Source organism: Stenotrophomonas maltophilia group sp. RY12688, assembly GCF_052149045.1.
In the GTDB taxonomy this organism is placed as follows: domain Bacteria; phylum Pseudomonadota; class Gammaproteobacteria; order Xanthomonadales; family Xanthomonadaceae; genus Stenotrophomonas; species Stenotrophomonas sepilia.
The window spans coordinates 2,273,607-2,292,421 of sequence record NZ_CP197389.1; the positions used below are offsets into that span (position 1 = coordinate 2,273,607).

General features: G+C 66.6%; 15 protein-coding genes. 9 read left to right on the forward strand and 6 right to left on the reverse strand.

From position 1 onward, the window contains the following. Nucleotides 1-42: 42 nt before the first annotated feature. Together ACS0OT_RS10760 and ACS0OT_RS10765 are read right to left on the reverse strand one after the other, a co-directional pair. The gene (locus ACS0OT_RS10760) at nucleotides 43-3,390 is read right to left on the reverse strand and encodes an autotransporter outer membrane beta-barrel domain-containing protein (RefSeq protein ID WP_442255801.1); all 3,348 of its coding nucleotides are present in this window, start codon (nucleotides 3,388-3,390) and stop codon (nucleotides 43-45) included. Between the two features lie 191 nt (nucleotides 3,391-3,581). Then, the gene (locus ACS0OT_RS10765) at nucleotides 3,582-6,344 is read right to left on the reverse strand and encodes an autotransporter family protein (RefSeq protein WP_442255802.1); all 2,763 of its coding nucleotides are present in this window, start codon (nucleotides 6,342-6,344) and stop codon (nucleotides 3,582-3,584) included. Nucleotides 6,345-6,633: 289 nt separating this feature from the next. On the opposite strand from ACS0OT_RS10765, the gene ACS0OT_RS10770 reads away from it, so the two are divergent. Next, nucleotides 6,634-8,022: an NUDIX domain-containing protein gene (locus ACS0OT_RS10770; RefSeq protein ID WP_139727154.1), complete on the forward strand. Its 1,389-nt coding sequence runs from the start codon at nucleotides 6,634-6,636 to the stop codon at nucleotides 8,020-8,022. Nucleotides 8,023-8,101: 79 nt separating this feature from the next. On the opposite strand, the gene ACS0OT_RS10775 is transcribed toward ACS0OT_RS10770, so the two are convergent. Continuing rightward, nucleotides 8,102-8,473: a hypothetical protein gene (locus ACS0OT_RS10775; protein ID WP_069138447.1), complete on the reverse strand. Its 372-nt coding sequence runs from the start codon at nucleotides 8,471-8,473 to the stop codon at nucleotides 8,102-8,104. Nucleotides 8,474-8,933: 460 nt separating this feature from the next. Further along, nucleotides 8,934-9,599, reverse strand: coding sequence for a TraX family protein (locus tag ACS0OT_RS10780; RefSeq protein WP_139727156.1), 666 nt, complete (start codon nucleotides 9,597-9,599; stop codon nucleotides 8,934-8,936). Between the two features lie 114 nt (nucleotides 9,600-9,713). Between ACS0OT_RS10780 and pip the strand changes: the two genes are divergently transcribed. The 8 genes from pip to ACS0OT_RS10820 all read left to right on the forward strand — a co-directional run bounded on the left by pip (nucleotide 9,714) and on the right by ACS0OT_RS10820 (nucleotide 17,794). Beyond that, entirely contained in the window at nucleotides 9,714-10,661 is a 948-nt protein-coding gene (gene pip, locus ACS0OT_RS10785; RefSeq protein WP_065177733.1) for a prolyl aminopeptidase, read from the forward strand. A gap of 206 nt (nucleotides 10,662-10,867) precedes the next feature. Continuing rightward, complete coding sequence (locus ACS0OT_RS10790) at nucleotides 10,868-11,167, forward strand: hypothetical protein (RefSeq protein ID WP_065177732.1); 300 nt, start codon at nucleotides 10,868-10,870, stop codon at nucleotides 11,165-11,167. A gap of 293 nt (nucleotides 11,168-11,460) precedes the next feature. Beyond that, nucleotides 11,461-11,760, forward strand: a complete 300-nt coding sequence (locus ACS0OT_RS10795) for a hypothetical protein (RefSeq protein ID WP_005416698.1) — start codon at nucleotides 11,461-11,463, stop codon at nucleotides 11,758-11,760. Nucleotides 11,761-11,824: 64 nt separating this feature from the next. After that, the gene (gene mgtA, locus ACS0OT_RS10800) at nucleotides 11,825-14,584 is read left to right on the forward strand and encodes a magnesium-translocating P-type ATPase (RefSeq protein ID WP_164092827.1); all 2,760 of its coding nucleotides are present in this window, start codon (nucleotides 11,825-11,827) and stop codon (nucleotides 14,582-14,584) included. A gap of 31 nt (nucleotides 14,585-14,615) precedes the next feature. Then, the gene (locus ACS0OT_RS10805; RefSeq protein WP_065177730.1) at nucleotides 14,616-15,353 is read left to right on the forward strand and encodes an MgtC/SapB family protein; all 738 of its coding nucleotides are present in this window, start codon (nucleotides 14,616-14,618) and stop codon (nucleotides 15,351-15,353) included. 239 nt (nucleotides 15,354-15,592) lie between these two features. Further along, a complete protein-coding gene (locus ACS0OT_RS10810; protein WP_164092826.1) occupies nucleotides 15,593-16,648 on the forward strand; it encodes a sensor histidine kinase in 1,056 nt (351 codons plus the stop codon). Continuing rightward, nucleotides 16,641-17,282, forward strand: a complete 642-nt coding sequence (locus tag ACS0OT_RS10815) for a response regulator transcription factor (protein ID WP_065186490.1) — start codon at nucleotides 16,641-16,643, stop codon at nucleotides 17,280-17,282. The genes ACS0OT_RS10810 and ACS0OT_RS10815 overlap by 8 nt, the downstream gene beginning before the upstream one ends. Next, complete coding sequence (locus ACS0OT_RS10820; protein WP_235649203.1) at nucleotides 17,279-17,794, forward strand: DUF1697 domain-containing protein; 516 nt, start codon at nucleotides 17,279-17,281, stop codon at nucleotides 17,792-17,794. The genes ACS0OT_RS10815 and ACS0OT_RS10820 overlap by 4 nt, the downstream gene beginning before the upstream one ends. On the opposite strand, the gene ACS0OT_RS10825 is transcribed toward ACS0OT_RS10820, so the two are convergent. Next, nucleotides 17,791-18,183 carry a DUF3224 domain-containing protein gene (locus tag ACS0OT_RS10825; protein WP_065177726.1) on the reverse strand — a complete coding sequence of 131 codons (393 nt, stop codon included), beginning with the start codon at nucleotides 18,181-18,183 and terminating at the stop codon, nucleotides 17,791-17,793. The two genes, ACS0OT_RS10820 and ACS0OT_RS10825, sit on opposite strands and share 4 nt — an antisense overlap. 31 nt (nucleotides 18,184-18,214) lie before the next feature. Continuing rightward, nucleotides 18,215-18,649: an EamA family transporter gene (locus ACS0OT_RS10830; protein ID WP_329953813.1), complete on the reverse strand. Its 435-nt coding sequence runs from the start codon at nucleotides 18,647-18,649 to the stop codon at nucleotides 18,215-18,217. Nucleotides 18,650-18,815 lie beyond the last annotated feature (166 nt).

The window sequence follows — 18,815 nt, forward strand, 5'->3', positions numbered from 1 at the left end:
CCGTTGCCGAGCCAAGAGGATGAGACCCCGATGCAGGCTCACCTACCAGGCCATGCGCAAGCCCACTTGGCCACCCACGTTCCGATAGCCGCGGTCACCGCGCTGCACGCTCACGCCACCCCACGCACCCCAGCGCTGGCCCAGCTTCAGCTCGGCACCGGCCTGCACCTCGTAGCGGTTGCGCGGCACGTCCGCACCCGGCGTGTCACCGTTGAACTGCAACGTGCTGGCGCCGCTGTCACGCAGCCAGTTTACGCTGAGGTAGGGCTGCACCGTGTTGCCCGCTGCAGTCGCATGACCAAACACGCGCACGCCCAGGCGCCCGCTCAGGCCACCGGCATCGGCATGGTCAATCACCGTGCCATTGCTCTCCACGTGGCGATCGGCGCGGAAGTCGACATGACTCAGCTGCAGCTGCGGCTGCACGTACAGCGCGCTGGCGTTGCCCTGCCACACGTTGAAGGTGTAGCCGGTCTCCAGCGACGCACTGGCCATGCGGGAGTCGTAGTGCTCCGGCGCCAGGCCCACGCCCTGCACGCGGTTATCGAAACGGCCGTACTGCAGGGCCGCATCGATGTATGCACCCTGCGTGCCGTCAGCCGCCTGCAACCAGGTGCCGTACACACCTAGCGCGCTGCCACGCACCCGACCCTTGGCGCTGTAGCCGGTCAGATCGGACACTGCGCTGCTGTCGGCACGCCCCGTACCCAACATCACGCCGAATGCAGCGTTGCCTCGGCGAACAAGGTCACTGCCGATCTGCAGCACCGAGGTGTTGCCATCGATCGACAGCTGACCGCCGACCGCGCTGAAGTCCGCCTGCTGCCGGCCCACGAGCGCCCACGCGGCACGGCCTTCATCCAGCGGGACGGTACCGATGCGGTCGTTCATACGATGGGAAAACATGTTGATGGCTGCCGACTGGTTTGCCAAGTACGCACCGGCTTCCGGGCGCAGCAGCCGAGGCGGAGTGATGGGGTCAACCGGATCGATCGGGTCAATCGGCGCACAGCCCGGCAGCGACGGATCGACCTGGCACGGGTCGGGCGTCGTCGGCAGTTCGGAACGCAGGTACCAGTTGCCCTCGCCACCAGCCACACCACCCTTGTGCAGGAAGTACTCATACGTACCGGCCACGGCACGTCCGGCCAGCGTGTAGCGGGCCAGCGACGCGCCATCAACCCGGATCAGTTCGATCCCGTCCAGCGTTTGCGCACCGAGGCCACCGACGTTGTTTACCACCACCTGCGCATCGCCCCGCGCGTCGCCATGCACGTAAAGGCGGTCGATGGCCGAATCGTCCCCCTGCAATGCACCGTTGAACAGGAACGTCGCAGCGGTCGTATCCAGATCACCGGCCACGGTCAACGTGTTGAAACCGCGCCCGTCGGACAGTGCAAGGCCACTGCCGTTGACCTGCAGCGATTCGACCGCAGTATCACCGGTCAACGTCCATTGGCTGCCACTGTCCAGCGAGACGCCGTGCAACCGATCCGAGCGGCCCACCCACAGCGAGCCCTCCGTCAAGTGCACGTGCAGTTCCGACTGCGGCACCCGGCCCGCCGCCAGATCGTCGGGATTAATGACGATGTCGCCCTGCATCCGCGCGCCCTCCGCCAAGGCCACGTCGAAGCGACCGGCCACGGCCGCATCCAGCTGCACGGCGATGCCGTTGCCACCGTACAGCACCGCGCCCTTGCCCAGCGCCAGTCCGGCATCACGCGTGGAACGGATCCAGGCGCCGCCGTGCTGCTGGCTTACCAGCGATCCGCCATCGATCTGCAGGCGGCCGCCATCGTTGACCACTGTCGCCCACGAGCCCTCGCCTTCGGTCAATACGTGGGTGTCGTGCAGCACAACGTCGCCGGTGCCACCGGCCATCACGCCGGTCGCGTCTGTACCGGTGGTACGCACCACCGAGCCGTCCAAACGGATAGTACCGCCCTGTCGCGCAACCACCGCCGAAGCCTGGTCGCCCTCGGTCGTGATCCAGGAACCCACCATGTCTACCGTGGGAGGCGTTGCGCCGACACGGCTGCCATCAGCCAGGAGGGCCGTTGCTCCGTGGCCCGATGCCTGCAACGCACTCTCGTGGACCGTGGCCTTGCCACCTTCCAACCACAGGGCCACACCGGAATCGGCCAGCGCGCTGAGGCTGGAACCGCGCACCTCCAGCGCGTTGTTGCCCGACGAGCGAATACCGTTCCCGCCACTGATGAAACTCGATTCAACCTTGGCCGTATTGCGCTCTCCGGTGATGGAGAGGCCTGTGCCGGATCTGGCGCCTTCTACGCCTGCAGCAGCCTCAAGCCGGCTCTCGCCGACCAGGACGGTATGGTCACTACCCGTTATTGATACTGCATTGCTCCCGCTGGAAGAAACAATGCTGTTTCCAAGGGTGAGCTGGCTTCCGTCGCCGCGGACGTCGACCGCTATGTAGGTAGCGCTCAGCTGGCTGCCGGATACCGTGCCCATGCCACTGTTCAGGTCCAACGCGATGACCCCGCTCAGCTCGCTGCCGGCGATATCCAGCTGCCCCTTGTAGATACGTGCCGCCACGCCGCCTCCAGCATGAATCCGGCTGGCGTAGACCTGTGCCATCCCTCCGTCGGCCAGCGACAGGCCCGCCGGACTGAAGAATTTCTCCTGGTCACTCAAGACGATCTCAACGCCATGCAGCGCCAGCCGCGCACTTTCGCGCACAACAATGCCCCGGGGTTCGAAGAACGACCCCGGTGCAGCCGGTTTTTCAACGATGCGGACATTCCGCAGCACGACCTCCGATGTACCCGTGGCCAGGATGCCGGTGCCCGAATTCCCCTGCAGGTCCACCTGCACGCCCTCCAGCAGCGACGTTCCACCGGTCGCTACGAAGGCCGTGTCGCTGTTCGAGGTGATCTTCCCGCCCCGCATCTGCAGGCTGCCGTCCTGTACCGAGATACCAGCGCCACTGCTTTCGGCCGTCGTGATACCGACGTTCTCGAGGATAACGTCCCCTCCGTCCACCGAAACTCCGGTGCTTCGCAAACCTCCTACCGAAATGTCCATGTTCGAGACATGCACCGATGCCGCGGACCTCGCGGAAATGCCGTGTGCATCGCTGCCATTGGTCTGGATGCTGCCGCCATCCAGCACGATCCGGCTGCCGTCGCCTTCCGCCAGGACCGCTGGACGGCCGCTGCCCGACTGGTACAGGTTCACCGCGCCTGCGGGGACGATGGAACCGCCGTTGAGCGCGTGGAAGAGTGGACGGCTGGAGGCTCGATAGTCACCGGCTGCAGGCGTCTGCTCATCGCCATCGGCGATGACCTGCTGCGCCAGCACCGGGAAGCCGGCGAGCACGCCAGCAAGCAGCCCCAAAGAGGGGACGACACGTTGATTGCGACACATGAAAGCACTCCGACGAAAGGCAATGTCGCAAATGGTCCTTTCTGTCGCGGAGGCCATCCATGCAACTTGTTGCAATCAGGCAGTACAGGGGTCGGCGGGTTCATCTGGCGTTGCGCGGCCCGCATTGCAGACCCGCGCTGGCAGCCAGGAACGCCGCCGGGCGTAGGCCCGGCGCTACAACGATGCTGTTGCTACCAGCGCCGTGCCACGCCCAGCTGTGCGCTCGTCTGGCGGTAGCCGTGATCACCACGCGAGACGTTGAGGCCACCCCAGGCGGACAGGCCGCTCCGGAACTGGATGCGTACCCCACTTCCCACTTCGTAGCGACTGCGCGGTGCAATACCGGCGATTGTCTCGTTGCCGAAACCGAGCTCGGATCGGCCAGTATCGCGATACCCGTGGGCGGCCAGCCATGGACTGACCACTGCGCCCTGTCCTCCGGCACCCTGCCCCTCCAGGCGCAACCCCAGGCGCCGTGACCACGCGGTACTGGTTGGATGTGCGATCGGGGTGCCGGTTGCCTCCACGTGCAGGTTGCCGCGATCGCGGAACTGGACGATCTGTACATCCGGTTGCAAGGTCAGCACGGTGCCGCCAAGCGTGCCCAGCGGCAGGCGGTAGCCGGCCTGAAGCGATGCCTGGCGTGCACGCGACCGGTAGTGCTCGGGTGCCAGCGCATCACCCTGCACGCGATTGCGGAAGCGCGCATGCACAACTGCAGCATCCACATAAGCGGCCTCACCCTGCCAACCGGCGTACACGCCGAGGGCATTGGACTGCACCCGGCCGCGGGCGGCATAGCCGGTCAGGGACGAGCGCGACTGCGCATCGGCACGCCCGGACGACAGCAGCACGCCAGCGCGGCCACGCCCGGCGTCGAACACGCCCAGGTCGGCGCCCAGCTGCAGGCTGTTCCACTGCGCGGATTGCTGCAGCTGATCCACCAGTCCCGGCAGCTGCGCCTGACCACTCTCGACCCGGGTCCACCCGCGTACGCCCTCCCGCCCCTCATTCGTGGCCAGAGGCTGGCGTGGCTGCAGCAGCGCCTGTCGCACCCACCGGTTGGCCAGATAGGCACCCGCTTCCGGTCGCAGCACGCCTGCCGGGTCAGGCAGCGATGGAACTTCCGGGGTTGGATCAGGCCCCGGCTCCGGTGTCGGATCGGGTGTCGGCTCCGGCGCCGGATCGGGATCGGGTACTGGATCGACACCGCAGCCGGGCAGGGTCGGATCGTCATCGCATGGGTCAACGGCGGACAACTGCGAGCGCAGGTACCAGTCACCATCCGCGCCATCGTGATGCAGGAAGTACTCATACATGCCGCCGACCGCACGACCGGACAGGGCCAGCGTCGCCAGCGACCGCCCGCCCACGGTGATCAAAGGGATTCCCTTGTCGGTTGCGGCCCCGTCGCCAACGCCGACCACCGAGACCGTACCATTGCCCAGGAAATCGCCCTGGACGTCGAAGCGATCACTGGCCGCAGCGTCGCCGCCAAGCACCGTATCCAGGTGCAGGTGACCTTCATCAAGAAGCAGATCGCCGCGCACGACGAAGCGATCACCTGCATGGCCGTTGGCCAGCGACACCTCGCTGCGCTGCACACTCAACTGATCGACCATGGCGTTGCCGTCCACCTGCCAGACGCTGCGCTCGCGCAATGCGACATCGAGCCGGCCAACATCCGCGACGCGGGCGCCCCCCCGCATCAGGCTGCCCTGCAGCTGGACATCGGCCGCGGCGAAGCGGCCGATATCGAACAGTGCACCGCGCTCGTTCGCAAGTACGCTGCCCGCCTGCGCGCGCAGCTGCACCCGGGTATCGGGTGCCTCCAGGACGATCGCCGCAGCCCCTCCGCCAAGCAGCTTGGATGCGTGCAGGTTCACCCGCACCTGACCATGCCCAACCGCCATACGCAGCGCCGCGTCGCTGCCCTCTGCCACGCTGTTGATCATGTCCAATCGATTGGCATCGCCATCGAGGAAGCGCACTGCATCGCCCTGCAGCGCCTGTACCTGGCTGTCCTGCAACATCAGTTCGGCGCCCATGCCTGCACGGCCCGCGTCAGCCCCGCGATAGCCTGCGATGATGCCGCTGCTGCCGCTGCCCTCAACGCGAACCTGCACGCCGTACAGCTGGGCACGGCCCGCGTAGGCGTACGACGGGCCTCCGAAACCAATGTGACCCGACTCGACGTAGAGCCCCGTACTGTCTTCCCCCGCTGTGCGAATGCTGCCGCCCTGCATGGCCACATCCGATCGATAGTTCCAGAGGCCGAACGCCCTGTCACCCTGGGTCGCGATGTCCACGTTGCGCAGCTGCAGCCACGCACTGGGCTCGAGCGCGACGCCCGCACTATCCTGGCCCTGCGTGAAGATCGAGCTGTCGATCACGGTGGTCGTATTCGCCTTGGCGATGAATCCTGACGCGTCCGGCGAAATATTGCCTACGTACAGCCCCGTCGAAGCCTCGCCGGAGGTCCGCAGGTGCGACCGGCTGATCCTTGCGCCGTCCACATGGTTGCTGGTCATCACCAAGGCGTCGGACATCGTCCCTGCAGTCTCGACCAGGCTGTCTTCCATCACCAGATAACCACGCTGATTGATATCCATCTCCACGCCTGGCCAGCGATCGCGACTGCCGATCACGGTGGCGTCGTAGACCTCCAGCGACCGATCGAACCAGAGATCGTGGGCGGCGATTTCAACGCCACACAGGTAGGACACCTCTACAGCAGGATCACCCGGATCAGCCGGGCGCGGAATGCTCGGGCAGGGCACGCCGGGAGGAGCGGCGGCAACCGATGCTGCGGGTAGAACCAGGGCCAGCATCAATGCTGCCGCCAGAGGCTGTCGGGTGAGGTTGTTCATGGCGTCCAGGAATCGAAAGGTGGTATAGGCAGGAACTTTCGCCCCGTACGCCACCGAATGCCATGCAACTTGTTGCAAATCCATCCGCAGTACGAAAGCTGCAACCAGCCAAACAAGACATGCGCCATCGCGATTGTCTTTTCTCGCAGTACGCCCGCACAGCGCTGTTCCTGTAGCGCTGAGCCATGCAAGGTTCCGTCTGGTCCGAGGAGCCGAGCGCGGGCACGGCTCTACGGATCGTCAGGCAATCCGCGATCGGCATCCACGCAGGGCGTAGATCTACAAAAGCGCACTGTCGGGTTCGTACGAATCCGATAGTGTCCTTCCCGGCCGGACTCCACCATCGGCGTGACCCTCCTCACGCGGTGGTGCCATGCGCCTTCCAGCCTTTCCTTCGTTCACCACGTCGTTGCGACATGTGCTGCTCGCAACACTCCTTCTCGTACCCTCGCTGGCAACCGCCGCCTCGATCTGTGTCATGCGCTCGGGTGAGCGCCTGCTGCTGGTGCAGGATGTCACCTCGCGCTGGCAGCTGCCTGGCGGAACGGCAGAACACGGTGAATTGCCGCAACAGACCGCTGCCCGCGAAGCGCTGGAAGAAACCGGGCTTGCCGTCGCCACCACCGACCTGCTGGACGACAAGTTGGGTGTGCATGTATTCGCCTGCCGTGCCCTCGAACCCGTCCAGGTGCACGGCAATGCGGTGAATGTGCTGGATGCGCCGCACCTCGGGCGGGAGATCATCCAGGCGCGCTGGGTCAGCCGCGACGAGGTGCGTACACTGCGCACGCGTTTCCCGCAGCAGTTGGAGCGCGCGTATCAGCGGCTGCACGCAGTAGCCGAGAGTGAAGTACGCCCCGTCGCGCGCTTCGGGGCCGCCTCGGCCTTCCGCCAAGCGGAACTGGATTGCGTGCAGCGCACCCAGCAGTGGCCGGTGCGCGGGCTGGCGATGATTGGCAACGTCCTGGGCGAATTCTGGTTCTATCTGCTGGCAATGCCCGTGTTGTGGGTTGCGTTCGGCGCGCAGGCATCCCGCCTGATGCTGATGGCGTTGATGGTGGTCACGCTGGCCGTGCAGAGCATCAAGGTCTTCGCACCGGTGCCACGCCCCTTCAGCTTCGACGCCACGCTCAGCCTGGCCGGTGCCGCCGGCCCTTCCCTGCCCAGCGGACACACCACCAGCGCCACCTGCTTCTTCGTGCTGGTCGCGCTGTGGTTGTTGGCACGCCAACACATCACCGGAAGGTTCAAACGCTCGGCAGTGCTGGGTATCGCGCTGCTGGCCGGGGTGATCGCTGGAATGGCCCGGGTCTGGCTGGGGGTTCACTATTGGAGCGATGTTGCTGCAGGGTTGCTGTTGGGTAGTGCGATCGCGGCGGGAATCCATGCGCTGGGGACATCGCTGGCACGCCACGAACACCCGGCGGTGCGCGAGCGGATCTGCTGGGCTGCCATTGCCTGCGTCAGCCTGGCCGTGGGTGTGGCCTGGCAGGCCCTGCCGCTGCTATTGCCGTTCTGCGTAGCAGCCGCCTGCGCGGTGCTGCCGCGTGCAACCCGGGAGCGAGCGTCGATGGGCTCGGCAGCATGGCTGCTGGCCGGCCTGCTGGTGCTGGGTGGCGTATGCCTGCCGATGGCACAGCGCGCCGAACCGTTCGTGCTTGCGGCCGGCCTGCAGGCGCTGGACTACGTGGGGCTGGGCGCGTGGGTGGCGTGGGGTGCCAGTGCGGCTGCCGCGTGGTGGCCGCTGAGGTACCCGCGGTAGCGTCCACGCATGGCGCCGAGCCATGCTCGGCTGCGTTTTGTCCGGCTCTATATGAACAGCATCCGCGCATGGCGTGGATCTACTCGGGGTGCAGCCGGAAGATGGCGTGGTTGGTCAGCGCCAGCGCGGCCAGCTTCAGCCCTTCCATCACGCGGTCGCCCACGTAGTGCTCCGGGCCGCCGTTCTGGCGGGCGCGCTCGGCGGCCAGCAGGATCTCGTTGATGATGCGCAGGCCGGCCAGGGCGCCATCGCTGTCGGCCAGCGCCAGGCAACGGCCCGGCAGCTGGTGACGCTCGGGCCAAGGCTGGCCGTCCGCGGCCACGCCGCGGCCGATCTGGTGCAGCAGCGCGATCAGGTTGTTGGGGTCGGGCGTTGCGCTCGCTTCCTCGCCTTCATCGGCGTTGGCCGGGGCGTACTGGGTGCGCAGAGGGGGAATGTCCGAAGGGTTCATGGCAAGTCTCCGTACAAGGCTACGGTGCCACCGCCCTTAACAAAGGCGGCGGACGGTACGTGGCTGGAAATCCGGCGGTCGCGTAAGCACTAACCGGCAGGTGGGCTATCGCCCACCTCCACGCACCGCCCGCCATAAAGCACGGGCGAATTGCCAGCCGGCACCGCACAAAGCGGCGCCGGCTGGCGTGCGCAAACTACACGCGACCAACGGGGTTTCCAGGCCCCGGCCACCCTTTTCCGGCGGCACCCCATCATGTGCACAACGGGGTGGCAGGCGCCAACAACCCACGTGCAAAGACAGCAACGTTCACGCAGTGGCAGCATTGTCGCATATCGACAATCGAGCCGAAATTCAACAACTTGCACCATGCCGATGGCGCCTGGCTTCACCTGCATCGGCACCATGCGTTCCTTGACCGCATCCGGCTTTCAAGACGCGCGACACGCCAGTTCCGACATTACGCAAGCAGATGTGCAATCAACGCCAGCACCGCCAGATGTCCCACGTAGTACCCGTAGAACACCCACCGCCAGCGCGGCAGTGGCCATGTCACCCGCGCGGCCAGCAGCACCACCGGTACGGCCAGCAATGCCCAGCCGTTGTGGTTCGCCCAGCACACCGCTGCGAGCCCGACCAGCAGCAGCCACCACGCGCGATGCCGGAACGCGATCCATCCCAGCAGCACGCAGCCGACACCCGCCCACTGGTAATCCACGAACATCGGCAGCACGCCGGCAGCCAGCAACAGCTGAACGGGCCGATGGTTCGCCAGCGCATGAACGGCCACCGCAGCCAGGGCAAAGGTCAGCAGGATGTTGAGCGGCAGCCAGGAACCAAACGCGAATGCGTGCACTGGCTGCGCGATCAGCCCCCACAGCGCGAGCCGACGCATCGACTTGCGCAGGTCGGCCCCGGGCTGGGCCAGGTTGCAGGCCATCACCAGCGCGAACAGCGGGAAGGCAATGCGCCCCAGTTCGCTGACCACCGGTACGTAGCCGCCAAAGACCACCTTGGCCACGTGATCACCGGTCATGGCCAGCAGTGCGATCCACTTCAGCAGCTCGCGCGCGCCGCTGCCAAGGGTGAAGTTGAAGGTTGACGTCCCGGTCGTGGTCGCTTGCATCGCGGAAGCTTATGCGCATCGGCCAACCCATTTCCAGCGCCGCGCAGGAGTCCGTCGCTGCAGCCCGCAGGTGGCGGCGCTATGCTGGCCGCCCCAGCTTGTGAGACACCTGCCATGCGTACCCTGTACCCCGCCATCGAACCCTACCGCGAGTTCACCCTGCCGGTGAGCGATCTGCACACGCTGCATGTCGAAGAGTGCGGCACACCGGACGGCATTCCGGTGGTGTACCTGCACGGCGGCCCAGGCGCGGGCATTTCACCCACCCATCGCCGTTTCTTCGATCCGGCACGCTACCGCATTGTGTTGATCGACCAGCGTGGCAGCGGCCGCTCCACCCCGTTCGGCGAGCTGCGCGACAACACTACGCAGGACCTGGTGGCCGACATCGAGAAGGTGCGTGAGCACCTGGGCATCGAGCGTTGGCTGGTCTATGGCGGCTCCTGGGGGTCGACCCTGTCACTGGCCTACGCACAGGCACATCCCGAGCGCGCCACCGGCCTGATCGTGCGCGGCGTATTCCTCGGCCGCGAAATGGAAAACCGCTGGTTCGCCGAAGCCAACGGCGGTGCGCGCTGGATCTTCCCGGAGCGCTGGGACCGCTATGAGGCCTACATTCCGGAAGCCGAGCGCGGCGACATGATCGCAGCCTACTGGAGCCGCATGGACAGCCCGGATGTGGCGATCCGGATCGAAGCCGCGCAGGCCTGGCTGGGCTGGGAGGACAACGCGGCCACCCTGCAGCACGACGTGGATGCGCAATCCACCGACGACCCGCTGGACACATTGGCAAAGGCCCGCATTGAAGCGCATTACTTCCGCAACAGCATCTTCCTGGAGCCGGACCAGCTGCTGCGCGATATCGATCACATCCGCCACCTGCCCTGCGTGATCGTGCAGGGGCGCTACGACATCATCTGCCCGCCGCGCAGTGCGTGGGATCTGGCCAAGGCCTGGCCGGAAGCCCGGCTGGAGATGGTGACCTCCGGCCACAGCGCGAACGAGCCGGCCACGGTGGATGCGCTGGTGCGGGCCACGGACGCCTTTGCCGACCGTTTCTGAGCAGATGGTAGTGCCGGCCGCTGGCCGGCATCCCACCGTTCGAGGGTAGCTTCGACTCCGCGCAATCGCTGCTGCGCGGCCAGGTGAATGGCGACCCACCGGCAACGGTCCACGGCCCCATTCTTCGCAGCCCGCTTACAGCTCCGCGCAGAAGATCCGGCGGTGACCACCGCACCGGTGGTTCGCCCTTTCCCCAGGAGCACGCCATGACCGGTTATCGCTGCCTTCCCATCGCTCTCTCGCTATCTGCGGGCCTGCTGCTGGGCGCCTGTTCCAATCCCCAGGAGGCCAGCAAGGCCACCGCCGCCGAGGACGTGACAGAAGTAAGGCTCATCCCTGCCTACGAATCGCTGGACAAGGACAAGGACGGCATCGTCACCCTGGCGGAAGTCGATGCGGTAGCACCGGACTGGGCCGAACGGCTGCATGCCTGCGATACCGACCGTGACAAGACGTTGACCCGTGGCGAGTACGACGTGTGCAAGCAGACCAGCGCTTCGCATTGATCCATCACTGAACCCTCGATTGGCGCTGTGCATGCCCGGCTATACCAAGGTATAGCCGGGCTAACCCACGAGTCTCTAGGCCTGTCCCATTCAGGGGCGGACAATAGCACCACTGGCCAGGGCAACCCTGGCTGCCAACTTCCCCTCATGGAGACGCAGATGGACCCCGACCCTGCCGGGTGCGCCGCACCCCGGATCACCGCCTGTTGCCTGTTCCTGGCGCCTGCCCGCCGGTCCCTGCCTGCCTGAGTGACGGGGGACCGCCAGGCGCCGCCTGCCTGGAGATCGCCCCCATGTCCTACAAGATCCTCTACATCACCCTGCGCCGCCTGATCGGCGAGCGCGATGTTGCCGCCCTGCGCAGCCAGCTGCTGCAATACGGCCCGGTCATGTTTGCCCGTTCGCTGTCGCTCGGTTCGCCGCGCGTGGTGGCCGACGCCTTGTCGCTGCTGCCGATCAGCGAGCGCATCACTGTGCTGCGTCATCTGCCCTATCCCCTGCGCGATGCGATGAAGCCGCTGTGCATCGGTGGCAGCCAGCGGCTGCACATGCAGCCATGGTCACCGGCGGTGCTGGCGATGCGCCACGCCTGACCTTGTTCCAACTGTTCCGTTCGTGTTCCGGCCGCGGCCGGCTCTGACATTCGAGGAGAGTCCCATGAGCCTGCTCAACGCCTGGTTCAACGCCTTCCTGCGCAGCCGTCGCGCAGGCAACCTGTTCCGTCGCCGTGCGATGCCCGAAGCCGGGTTCGGCCCGGGCAGCGCCGAAGCAGCGCCGTTCGCGCTCACCACCGGCCTGGTCACCCTCGCCCAGCAGGAGGAAGCCGAGCTGCTGGCGACGCTGGAATCGCACGCCGACGGCCTCAGCCCGCATGAGGCCGAGGAGCGGCTGGCCACGCTCGGTCCCAACGAGGTGGATCACGAAAAGCCGCTGCCGTGGTGGCGCCATCTGTGGCAGTGCTACCGCAATCCGTTCAACCTGCTGCTGACCGTGCTGGCGGCGGTGTCCTGGCTGACCGAGGACATCAAGGCCACCGTGGTGATCGGTGCGATGGTATTGCTGTCCACGCTCATCCGCTTCGTACAGGAGGGGCGTTCGAACCGTGCCGCCGAGCGGCTGAAGGCACTGGTCGGCAACACTGCGCGCGTGCTGCGCCGCAATCCCGGCACCGAGGCTGCGGATGTGGCAGACCAGTACTTCGGCGCGCGCCTGCACAGCCGTCGCCCTGCACGCCTGCTGGACCTGCCGATCCGTGAACTGGTGCCCGGCGACCACATCGTGCTGTCGGCAGGCGACATGATTCCGGCCGATTGCCGCGTGCTGAATGCCAAGGACCTGTTCGTCGCCCAGGCCGCGATGACCGGCGAATCGCTGCCGGTAGAGAAGTTCGCGCACCCGGGCGACGGCCTGGCCGGTCTGCTGGAGCAGCACAACCTGCTGTTCATGGGTACCAATGTGGTGTCCGGCACCGCCACCGCCATTGTGCTGGCCACCGGCAACCGCACCTACTTCGGCACGTTGGCCCAGCGCAGCACCGCCACCGACCGTGCGCCGACCGCATTCCAGGCCGGCGTCAACAGTGTCAGCTGGCTGCTGATCCGCTTCGCGCTGGTGATGGTGCCGTTCGTGCTGCTGATCAACGGCTGGACCAAGGGTGACTGGACCGAGGCGTTTCTGTTCGCGCTGTCGGTGGCGGTGGGCCTGACGCCGGAAATGCTGCCGATGATCGTCACCTCCACCCTGGCCAAGGGTGCGGTGCTGCTGTCGCGGCGCAAGGTGATCGTCAAGCGCCTGGATGCGATCCAGAACTTCGGCGCGATGGAAGTCCTGTGCACCGACAAGACCGGCACCCTCACCCAAGACAGGATCGCACTGGAGCGTCACACCGATGTGTTCGGCCACGATTCGGAAGACGTACTGAAGTTCGCCTATCTCAACAGCCACTTCCAGACCGGGCTGATCAACCTTCTGGATCGCGCGGTGCTGGAGCACGTGGAGCTGCAGAGCTCGCTGCGGCTGTCGCAGGACTACCACAAGGTGGACGAGATTCCGTTCGACTTCGAGCGCCGCCGCATGTCGGTGGTGGTCTCCGAGCGCGAGGACCATCATGAGCTGATCTGCAAGGGGGCAGTGGAAGAAATGCTGGCGGTGTGCAGCACCGTGCGCGAGAACGGCCAGGACATGCCACTGGACGAGCGCCGCCTGGCGCGGGTGCGGCAGACCACCGAGGAACTGAACGAACAGGGCCTGCGCGTGGTGGCGGTGGCGATGAAGGAGACCGCAGCCAGCCAGACCACCTACTCGCAGGCGGACGAGTGCGGGTTGACCCTGGTCGGCTACGTGGCGTTCCTCGACCCGCCGAAGGAATCGGCCGCGCAGGCGCTGCAGGCGCTGGCCGCGCATGGCGTGGAGGTCAAGGTCTTCACCGGCGACAACGAACTGGTGACCGCGCGTGTCTGCGCGCAGGTGGGGCTGGACGCCGACACCATCCTGACCGGGCCGCAGATCGAGCGCATGGATGACGGCGCGCTGTCGCGGGCGCTGCACCACCATTGCGTGTTCGCCCGGCTGACGCCGCTGCACAAGGAGCGCCTGGTGCGCGAGCTGCGTGCTCAGGGCAAGGTGGTCGGCTTCCTCGGCGACGGCATCAATGATGCACCGGCGCTGCGCGCAGCCGATATCGGCATCAGCGTGGACAGTGCGATGGACATCGCCAAGGAGGCCGCCGACATCATCCTGCTGGAAAAGAACCTGATGGTGCTGGAGGAAGGCGTCATCCAGGGCCGGCGCACGTTCAACAACATGCTGAAGTACATCCGCATGACCGCCAGCTCCAACTTCGGCAATGTGTTCTCGGTGCTGGTGGCCTCGGCCTTCCTGCCGTTCCTGCCGATGCTGCCGCTGCAGCTGCTGGTGCAGAACCTGCTGTACGACATCTCGCAGATCGCCATTCCGTTCGACAACGTGGACGAAGAGCTGGTGCGCAAGCCGCTGAAGTGGAACCCGGCGGACATCGGCCGCTTCATGGTGTTCTTCGGGCCGATCAGCTCGATCTTCGACCTGAGCTGCTTCGCGCTGATGTGGTACGTGTTCGATGCACGCACGCCGGCCGACCAGGGCCTGTTCCAGTCCGGCTGGTTCGTGGTCGGCCTGCTGACCCAGACCCTGATCGTGCACATGATCCGCACGCCGAAGCTGCCGTTCCTGCAGAGCATCGCCGCGCCGCCACTGCTGCTGATGACCGGCCTGATCATGGCCATTGGCGTGGCCCTGCCGATGAGCCCGCTGGCCGGCTACTTCAAGCTGCAGGCGCTGCCGGCCGGCTACTGGCCGTTCCTGGTGGCGATCCTGTTCGGCTACGCGGTGCTGACCACTGCGCTGAAGCGGTTCTACATCCGTCGTTACGGCTGGCAGTAAGCGCCCGCCGCTTTGTCCAGGGAGAAACACAATGGACATCAATCCGAACCTGCCGGCGTTCGACGCCGGTGCCACGCTCAGCTCGCTGATCAGCCTGTCGGTGGCGTTCGTGCTGGGCACGGTCATCGGCCTGGAACGCCAGCTGCGGCAACGCACCGCGGGCCTGCGTACCAACACGCTGGTGGCGGTGGGAGCGGCGGTGTTCGTCGATCTGGCCGTGCGCTTCCATGACCTGTACGGCGGCCCGCCGTCACCGCTGCATGTGGTGGCCTATGTGATCTCCGGCGTCGGCTTCCTCGGTGCCGGCGCGATCATGAAGGACGGCGCGCAGGTGTCCGGCCTGAACACCGCCGCTACCCTGTGGGGATCGGCGGCGGTGGGAGCATGTGCCGGTATCAAGCTGCTGCCCGAAGCAGTGCTCGCCGCGGTGTTCGTGCTGGCCGCCAACACCCTGCTGCGGCCGGTGGTGAACCGCATCCAGCGGCAGCCGCTGCCGGAAGCGTTCAGCGAAGCGACCTATGCGATCAACGTGGTCTGCCAGCGCGAGCAACAGGCAGAGGTGCTGGATCAGCTGTTGCTGCTGCTTGAGCAGGCGCAGTACCCGGTGCGCGCGGTGGACCAGCGCCCGTTCGGCGAGCGCGACGTGGAAATCGAAGCGGTGCTGTATGCCACCACGGTGGATGCCGGCGAACTGGATGCGGTACTGGCGACGCTGGCGACCACGCCCGGCGTGCTGCAGGGGTTCTGGAACGCCAGCCTGGAGGAGTAGTGCCGGCGGCTGGCCGGCAACCTGATGATCCGCGGACGCCCCATGCATCGCCTCGGCATGCCCACCGCTGGGGGTAGTGCCGGCCGCTGGCCGGCAACCCCGTGATCTCCGGAAGCACCGTGCAGATGCCGGCCAGCGGCCGGCACTACCAGGCATCGCTTTGACCGGTGCCGACCAAGGCCGGCATCCACCGATGGCGGCTTTGCTATCCTTTCACCCCACGCCAGGGAGCCGTCCCGATGCCATCGCTGTCGCCCCGCCGCCCACTGGTGCTGCTGGTCCTGATCGTTGTGATGGCGGCGATCTTCCTGATCGACACCGTCACCGATTACGCGGTTGCCGCCGCCTGCTTCTACGCGGCGGTCATCCTGGCCGCATCGCGCGTGCTGGGCGCACGCGGGTTGATCACGCTTGCCCTGGCCTGCATCGCGCTGACCGGGCTGAGCTTCTTCCTGACCCGCTTCGGCACCTACCGCATCGGCCTGGTCAATTCGGTCATCGGCATGCTGGTGATCGGCATCACCACCTACCTCGCGCTGAATATGGAAGCGGCCAAGGCCGCCGTGCAGGAAGCACAGGGCCGCCTGCTGCGGGTAGCGCGCGCCTCCACCGTGGGCGAGCTCACCACCTCCATCGCGCATGAAGTGAACCAGCCGCTGGCGGCCATCGCCAGCAGCGCCGAAGCCTGCCAGCGCTGGCTCGCGCAGGACCCACCGAACGTGGACAAGGCACGGCAGACCGTGGCCCGCATCCTGGCCGATGCGCATCGCGCCGGCGACGTGATCGCCCGCATCCGCGGCCTGACCCAGGGCGCGGCACCGCAGCGACGCGCCTTCGATCTGAACCAGGCGGTGGAGGAAATGCTGGCGCTGTCGCGCAGCGAGCTGGACCGGCATGGCGTGGCCGTGGCGCTGCTGCTGGACGCCGAACTGCCACCGGTGCAGGCCGACCGCGTGCAGGTGCAGCAGGTGATCGGCAACCTGATCCTCAATGCGGTGGACGCGATGGAGACCGTGCCCACCGCCGACCGGCGCTTGTCCCTGCTGACCCGGCGCGACGGCCAGCGGGTCAGCCTCAGCGTCCGTGATCGCGGTGTCGGCCTGCCCGCCGACCATCCCGAACGCGTCTTCGATGCCTTCTGGACCACCAAGTCGCACGGTCTGGGGCTGGGTCTCAGCCTGAGCCGCTCGATGATCGAAGCCAACGACGGCCAGATCCGTGCCGAACGACCGGCAGGCGGCGGTGCCTGCTTTGTGTTCGACCTGCCCATTGCCACGGACGCCCACCATGCGTAAGCCCACTGCCGCCAACCCCGATCCGGCACCCATCGTCTATGTGGTCGACGACGATCCGTCGGTGCGCGCGGCACTGGAAGACCTGCTGGCCTCGATGGGCCTGCAGGTGCGGGCCTTCGCCTCCACCCAGGCCTTCCTCGAACACGCGCTGGAAGACGCACCGGCATGTCTCGTGCTGGACGTGCGCATGCCCGGCCAGAGCGGTCTTGAATTCCATCGCACGATGGGCAGCCACGGCCTGCAGCTGCCGGTGGTGTTCATCACCGGCCACGGCGACATCGCGATGGGCGTCAACGCGATCAAGGACGGCGCCATCGAATTCCTCACCAAGCCCTTCCGTGATCAGGAACTGCTCGATGCCATCCACAAGGGCATCGAGATCGACCGCCAGCGCCGCCGCGAGGGCGAGGCACTCGGCGCGCTGCAGCTGCGCTGGGACACCCTCAATGCCGGCGAGCGCGAGGTGGTCGATGGCGTGGTGCGCGGCCGCCTCAACAAGCAGATCGCCGGCGACCTGGGCGTCAGCGAGATCACGGTGAAGGTGCGCCGTGCGCAGGTGATGCGCAAGATGGGCGCACGCACCCTGGTTGACCTGGTGCGCATGTACGACCGCCTGCAGGCGGGTACGCCATGAACGTCCACGTCGCGCTGCTGCGCGCGGTCAACGTCGGCGGCACCGGCAAGCTGCCGATGCGCGAACTGGTGGCGATGTGCGAGGACGCAGGCTTCGCCGATGTCCGCACCTACATCGCCAGCGGCAATGTGGTGTTCCGCAGCGGGCTTGATGAATCCACCGTACGGGAGGCCCTCGCCCAACGGCTGCAGGCGTACGCCGGCAAGCCGGTGGGCGTGCTGGTGCGCTCGGCCAACGAGATCGTAGGCGTGGTGGCACGCAACCCGTTTGCGCAGGCCGCCGGCAACCGTGTGGTCGCGCTGTTCCTCGACGGCAGCCTGCCTGCCGATCCGCTGGACGGCGTGACCGGCCGGCGCGATGAACAGCTCGCACTCGGCACGCGCGAGATCTTCATCCACTACGGTGCCGGCATGGCCGACTCGCGCTTGCGTATTCCCGGTTCGGCACAGGGCACGGCACGCAATCTCAACACCGTCGCCCGGCTCGCGGCGATGGCAGCGGAACTGCGCTAGCGCTCTTCCGGCAGGCTGTACAGGAGCCGGTAGTCATGGCGACCCTCGCTGATGGTGATCTCCAGCGTGCCGACCAGGCCCAGCAAGCCGTCACTGCCGGAATCAGGCACCACCACCACGCTCAGCTGTGGCGTGCCACGGGTCATCAACCCATTGTGCTGCAGGGTGAACGCGCCGTGGCGCCCGGCCAGCGTGGCCGTCACCCGCTCCATCGCCACGTAGCCGGCCGAGCCCTGCACCGGTGTGCGGAAGGCCAGCATCTGGCCGACGCTGCTGCCGTGCAGGTCGCCGGCAAAGGTCTTGTTGATCGACATCACCGCGATCGGGCCGTCATTGCCACCGATCGCTCGCAGATCCACTTCAAACGTACCGTGTGCTTCACCCTGCATCCTGCTCTCCCCTCTGGTCGCTTGAACGCTGCTACTTCTTCGTGGCCGGCACGATCACCCCGGTCAGCACCAGGCCGATGCCGCTCCACTCCCGCAGGCTGGGCCGCTCGCCCAGCAGAAGATAGGCCAGCACGATCACCAGTACCACGCTGAACTTGTCCACCACCGCCACCTTGGCCAGCTCACCGCTCTGCAATGCGCGGAAGTAGAACAGCCACGACGCTCCGGTGGCCAGCGCCGACAGCACCAGGAACAGCCGGGTGCGCCCCGGCAGCAGCAACGGGTTGGACCATTTGCCGGTGACCACCACCAGCGGCAGGACTACCGCTGCCACCACCAGGGTGCGGATGGCCATGGCCAGGTCCGAGTCGACGCCCTTGACGCCGACTTTGGCGAACAGCGCGGTCATCGCCGCGAAGGCGGCAGACAGTCCAGCCCATATCAACCACTGCGGTACGTTCTGCACGAAGCCCTCGCTTGCCGGAACGGATGAGCGTGCGCCAACGCTACTCCACCCTGCCATCGGTGGGGCTTCACCTGCCCATCACCACCGCTACAATGGGTGAGGAATCGCCAGGGGGGCGATCTGCAGGGAATGCGCCATGCGTGAACAGGACACCACCCTCGCCCTT